This is a genomic window from Deltaproteobacteria bacterium (genome assembly GCA_016875225.1).
Lineage (GTDB): Bacteria > Myxococcota_A > UBA9160 > SZUA-336 > SZUA-336 > VGRW01.
The window spans coordinates 1-4412 of sequence record VGRW01000143.1 but is presented as its reverse complement, the minus strand read 5'-3'; the positions used below and the strand labels follow the sequence as shown (position 1 = coordinate 4412).

General features: G+C 71.0%; 4 protein-coding genes. All 4 read left to right on the top strand.

The window, feature by feature from the left end:
* Positions 1-143 precede the first annotated feature (143 nt).
* The 4 genes from FJ108_17985 (at position 144) to lnt (ending at position 4196) form a co-directional block, all read left to right on the top strand.
* Complete coding sequence (locus FJ108_17985) at positions 144-941, top strand: SGNH/GDSL hydrolase family protein (protein MBM4337782.1); 798 nt, start codon at positions 144-146, stop codon at positions 939-941.
* Between the two features lie 91 nt (positions 942-1032).
* Positions 1033-1905, top strand: a complete 873-nt coding sequence (locus FJ108_17980) for a hypothetical protein (protein MBM4337781.1) — start codon at positions 1033-1035, stop codon at positions 1903-1905.
* 19 nt (positions 1906-1924) lie between these two features.
* Positions 1925-2632, top strand: a complete 708-nt coding sequence (locus FJ108_17975; GenBank protein MBM4337780.1) for a hypothetical protein — start codon at positions 1925-1927, stop codon at positions 2630-2632.
* A 22-nt stretch (positions 2633-2654) separates the two neighbouring features.
* A complete protein-coding gene (gene lnt, locus FJ108_17970) occupies positions 2655-4196 on the top strand; it encodes an apolipoprotein N-acyltransferase (protein ID MBM4337779.1) in 1542 nt (513 codons plus the stop codon).
* The last annotated feature ends 216 nt before the right edge of the window (positions 4197-4412 follow it).

The window sequence follows — 4412 nt, the reverse complement described above, 5'->3', positions numbered from 1 at the left end:
CGGATCCGCCGGCTCAGCGGAGAGCCTCCGAGAGAAAACACTCAAATCCCGCGTAATCCGGAAAGGAATCCAGGAAGGCGAAGAATCGGACGTCCATCGGCTGCTACAGAAAAGAAGTTGCTTGATCCGCGAAGTCTGGCGCCGTGGCGAAGGACATCTACGACAACAAGATCGTGAACGAGCGCTCGTACATGCAGTCGGCCAACACGCGCGTCGTGACGTTCGAGATGTGCGGGAACGACTTCCTGCAGGCGCGGAGCGCCTTCAAGAACCAGACCGGCACGTGCAGCTTCTCGGGCATAGACACGGCGATGGCCAACTGCACCACCTATCAAGAGCGGGCGATGCAGTACATCAACGCCAACGCGCACGCGAACACCAAGCTCAAGGTGGTCTCGAACGTCTACTACCCGGGCTACGACGCCGACAACGTGCTCAGCAGCTGCACGGTGAACGGAAGCCAGATCAACATGCGCGACATGTTCCTGCCCTACCTGGCCAAGAGCAACTGGCGCGCCTGCAACTTCGCGAGCCAGTACGGCTTCCAGTGCGCGGACTCGTTCGCCCAGTTCATGGCGGCCGACTTCGACACGAACGGCGACGGTGCGGTGGACTCGGACGCGATCGCGTACCAGCTCGGCGAGAGCGAGTCGAGCTACGTGACTCGCATCACGAGCACGCTGAAGTCGACGCTGACCGACGCGAACTACAAGCGACCCACGTCGACGACCACGGTCGACTACATCCTCTCGGACAACACGCACCCGACCTACCAGGGGAGCACGGTCTACGTGGGCCTGTTCGGCGGGACGGGCTCGACGACCACGGCGCCGGACTACACCGACGCACAGATCGTCGGCGGGAAGAACCCGGGCTGGAACCAGCTCGGTCACGAGCGGATGGGCTGGGCGCTCTCCGTCTTCAATCCCGCAGCGCCGTAGTCACTCGAAGCGGCCGGGCCGCTCCGGCGCCGCAACGGGGGAGGGAGCCCGCGCTCCCTCCCCCGTCTCTTCTTGGAATCGGGCCGATCGCTTGAACCTTGCCGTTCTCGGAATCCCCCCGGGCGCGCGCCTGCCGGTGGCGCTGCTGCAGATCCTCGCGCGCGGCGCGCTCGTCCTTCTCGCGCTCTACCACGTTCCGCTCCTGCTTCCGGAGCTGCACCAGGCGCTCGACTACCGGCCGCTCGCGACGCTCGAGCTCGGGGGGCTGCTCGCGGTCTTCTTCGCGCTGCCGGAGCTCGGCGCCTGGATCGTTCGCCGGCTCTGCGCTTCGCGCGCGTGGATCGAATCGGGTGCGCTCGTGATCGAAGGACGCGGCGGGCGCGCCGAGGTGCCGGTGGGCGAGATCGCGGAGATCGTGCCGTGGGCGCTGCCGGTGCCCTGGCCAGGGCTTCGCCTGCGGCCGCGCTCGAGCGCGCACCCGTCACTGCGGCTCGCGGCGGCGGATCCCTCCATCCTGCTCGAGCTTCTCGGTGCGTCGGGCGCCGCCATGCCGGCGCGAGAGGCGCTGGCGCACCCATCGCTGCGGCTCGCGCGAGCTCGCGAGCGGTCGCGCAGCCGGCTCGATCGGCCGCTGCTGAAATTCGCGATCTTCGCGCTGGTGCCGGCGCTGCCGCTCTTCCGGCTGCACCAGTGGATCAGCTTCGGCGGCACCTTCGGCGAGTACCACGAGTTCGGGCTCGCGGCGTACCTGCTCGGGTTCGCTCTCTACTGGGGGCTCTCGGCGATCTACCTGCTGCTCTTCGCCGCGGGGCTTCGCGCGCTCGCCGAGCCGCTGACGCTGGTCGCGCTCCTGCTTCCTCCGCGCTGGGATCTGGCCGTGCGCCGCGTTGCAGAGGGGCTGCTCCGCGCGCTCTACTACCTGACGCCGCCGGCGCTCCTGATCGCGCGCCTGGCGCTGCAGTGAGCCGGCTCGCGAGGGGCGGATGAAGACCGACACCGAACTGCGTTTCCGAGCGCCCGCGATCGCGGGCTGCATCGCGCTCGCGCTGGTGGCGGCGGGCGCCGGTCTGCTCTGGTGGGGAAGGGCCGCGCAGCCGATGCCCGAGGCGTCGCTTCATTCCGCGGTTCCGCGAGAGGGCGCGCCTGGTCCGACCGCTCCGACGGCGCCGCCTGCTGGAGAGGCGCGGGCCGAAGCGAGCCCAGCTGCGGCGGCAGCACGCCGAAGCGTCACGCCCCGCCGCCAGGACGCGGCCGCGCCCCGCGGCGCCGCGTCGCCGTCCGAAGAGGAGGTCGAGCACGTGTTCGAGAACGAGCCGGGCCGGGACTACGGCCCCGGCATCGACGCGAAGGGCTACATCGAGGCGCTGCGCGAGGCGGGCGAGACCGAGGGGATCGCCGCGTTTCCGCCGCCGGGCACCGATCCGCCGAAGGCCGGCGTGATCGTGCCCGAGGGCTACGCACTGCCCGAGGGCTACGAGCGCTACTACCAGTACTCCGACGAGGGCGCGCCGCTCGAGCCGATCCTGGTGTACTCGCCCGACTACGAGTTCTTCGACGACGAGGGCGCGCCGATTCCGATCGCTCCGGGGCGCGTCGTTCCCCCCGAAGAGGCGCCGCCCGACCTTCCGATCCAGATCCTCGATCCCGAGCGCCCGCGCGAGCCGGGCCGTCTGATCGATCAGAACCCGTGACGTGAGCGCGCGCGGGCTCGCGATGCTCTCGTTCGCCGCGAGCGGGCTCGCGCTGCACCTCTACGCGCGCGTCGAGACGCCGGGCGAGCTGCTCGGATTCGCGCTCTTCGTGCCGTGGCTCGCGGTGCTCGATCGCGCGACGAGCGCGCGCGCTTCGCTCGTGTCCGGCGCGTGGATGAGCGCGGTCTTCGCGCTCTCGGTGTTCGCCTGGTTCGGCACGGCGATGGCGGGCTACGCGGACGCGCCGGCCTGGCTGGGCATCGCGCTGCTTCTGCTCTTCGCGCCGCTGCTCCAGCCGCAGCTCCTGGTCTTCGCGTGGGTGCGGCATCTGGCCGGCTCGCCCCAGGCGTGTGGCTTCGCGGCCGTCCGCCGCGCGCTCGCGGGCGCGTGCGCGTACGTGGCGGCGGAGTGGCTCCTGCCGCGGCTCTTCGGAGACACGCTCGGACACGGGCTCCATCCGTCGCTCTGGCTGCGGCAGGGCGCGGATCTCGCCGGCCCGCCCGGGCTGACGCTTGCGCTCCTGCTCGCGAACGAGGCCGTGCTGCGCGCGCTTCGCGACTGGCGACGAGCCGCGCGTCCTGCCGCGACCGCGCTCGCGATCGCGGGGACGCTCGCGGGCTACGGCGCGCTTCGCCTCGCGGATCTCCGCGCGCGCGCGGAGCCGCGCGTCCTGCTTCGCGCCGGGCTGGTCCAGGCCGACCTCTCGCGCTACGCGCGGCTTCGCGACCAGCTCGGCAGCTACGACGCGGCGGTCCGCATCCTCGCGGAGCACTTCGAGCTCTCGGAGCGTGCGCTCGCGCGCGGCCCGCTCGATCTGATCGTCTGGCCGGAGACCGTCTACCCGACCACCTTCGGCGCGCCGAAGAGCGAGGATGGCGCCGAGCTCGACCGCGCCATCGCCGGCTTCGCAGCACTTCACCGCGTCCCGCTGGTCTTCGGCGCCTACGACGTCGAGAAAGGCGCGGAGTACAACGCGGCTTTCTTCCTCGCTCCCGGCGGCGAGTACGACGTCTACCGCAAGCAGGCGCTTTTTCCGCTCACCGAGCGCGTGCCGGCGTGGCTGGATTCCCCGGGGCTGCGCCGCCTGCTGCCCTGGCTCGGAACCTGGCGCAGTGGCGGCGGTCCGCGCGTGCTGGAGCTCGCTCTCGCCGGCGGGCGCGCGCTCCGGGCCGGGACGCTGATCTGCTACGACGCGGTCGATCCGGGCCTGGCCCGCGCCTCTGCGCGCGAGGGCGCCGAGCTGCTGCTCGCGCTCTCCAACGACTCCTGGTTCGACGAGGGCTCCGGGCCGCGCCTGCACCTGGTCGTGTCGGCATTCCGCAGCGTCGAGACGCGGCTGCCACAGATCCGTGTCACCAACACCGGAATCAGCGCCGCGATCGACGCGGAGGGCACGCTGCTCGGAGCGCTCGACGTCCACGAGCGCGACGCTCTCGTCGTGGACGTTCCGGCCGGGCCGGGCGCGAGCACGCTGGCGAAGCGCTGGGGCGACTGGCTCGGTCCGGTCTCACTCTGCGTCGCCGCGCTGCTCCTGCTCGCGCGCCGGCTCGAGGCGCGCCGCTAGCCTGGATTTCTCACCACTCAAACGAGCACAGGCCGGCTGACTTCTGTTAACCGTTGAGTTGCAAGACAAAACGGGCCAACAGAAAGGGCCGACCTGTGCAGACAGAGTGTAGCGCGACGCAGCTTGAGTTTTCGCCGCTGGGACGACGGCCCGTGGTGGGCCGGTTCGACGCGGAGCACGCGAGCAGCGACGGCGGGGTGCTGCTGCTGCGCGAGC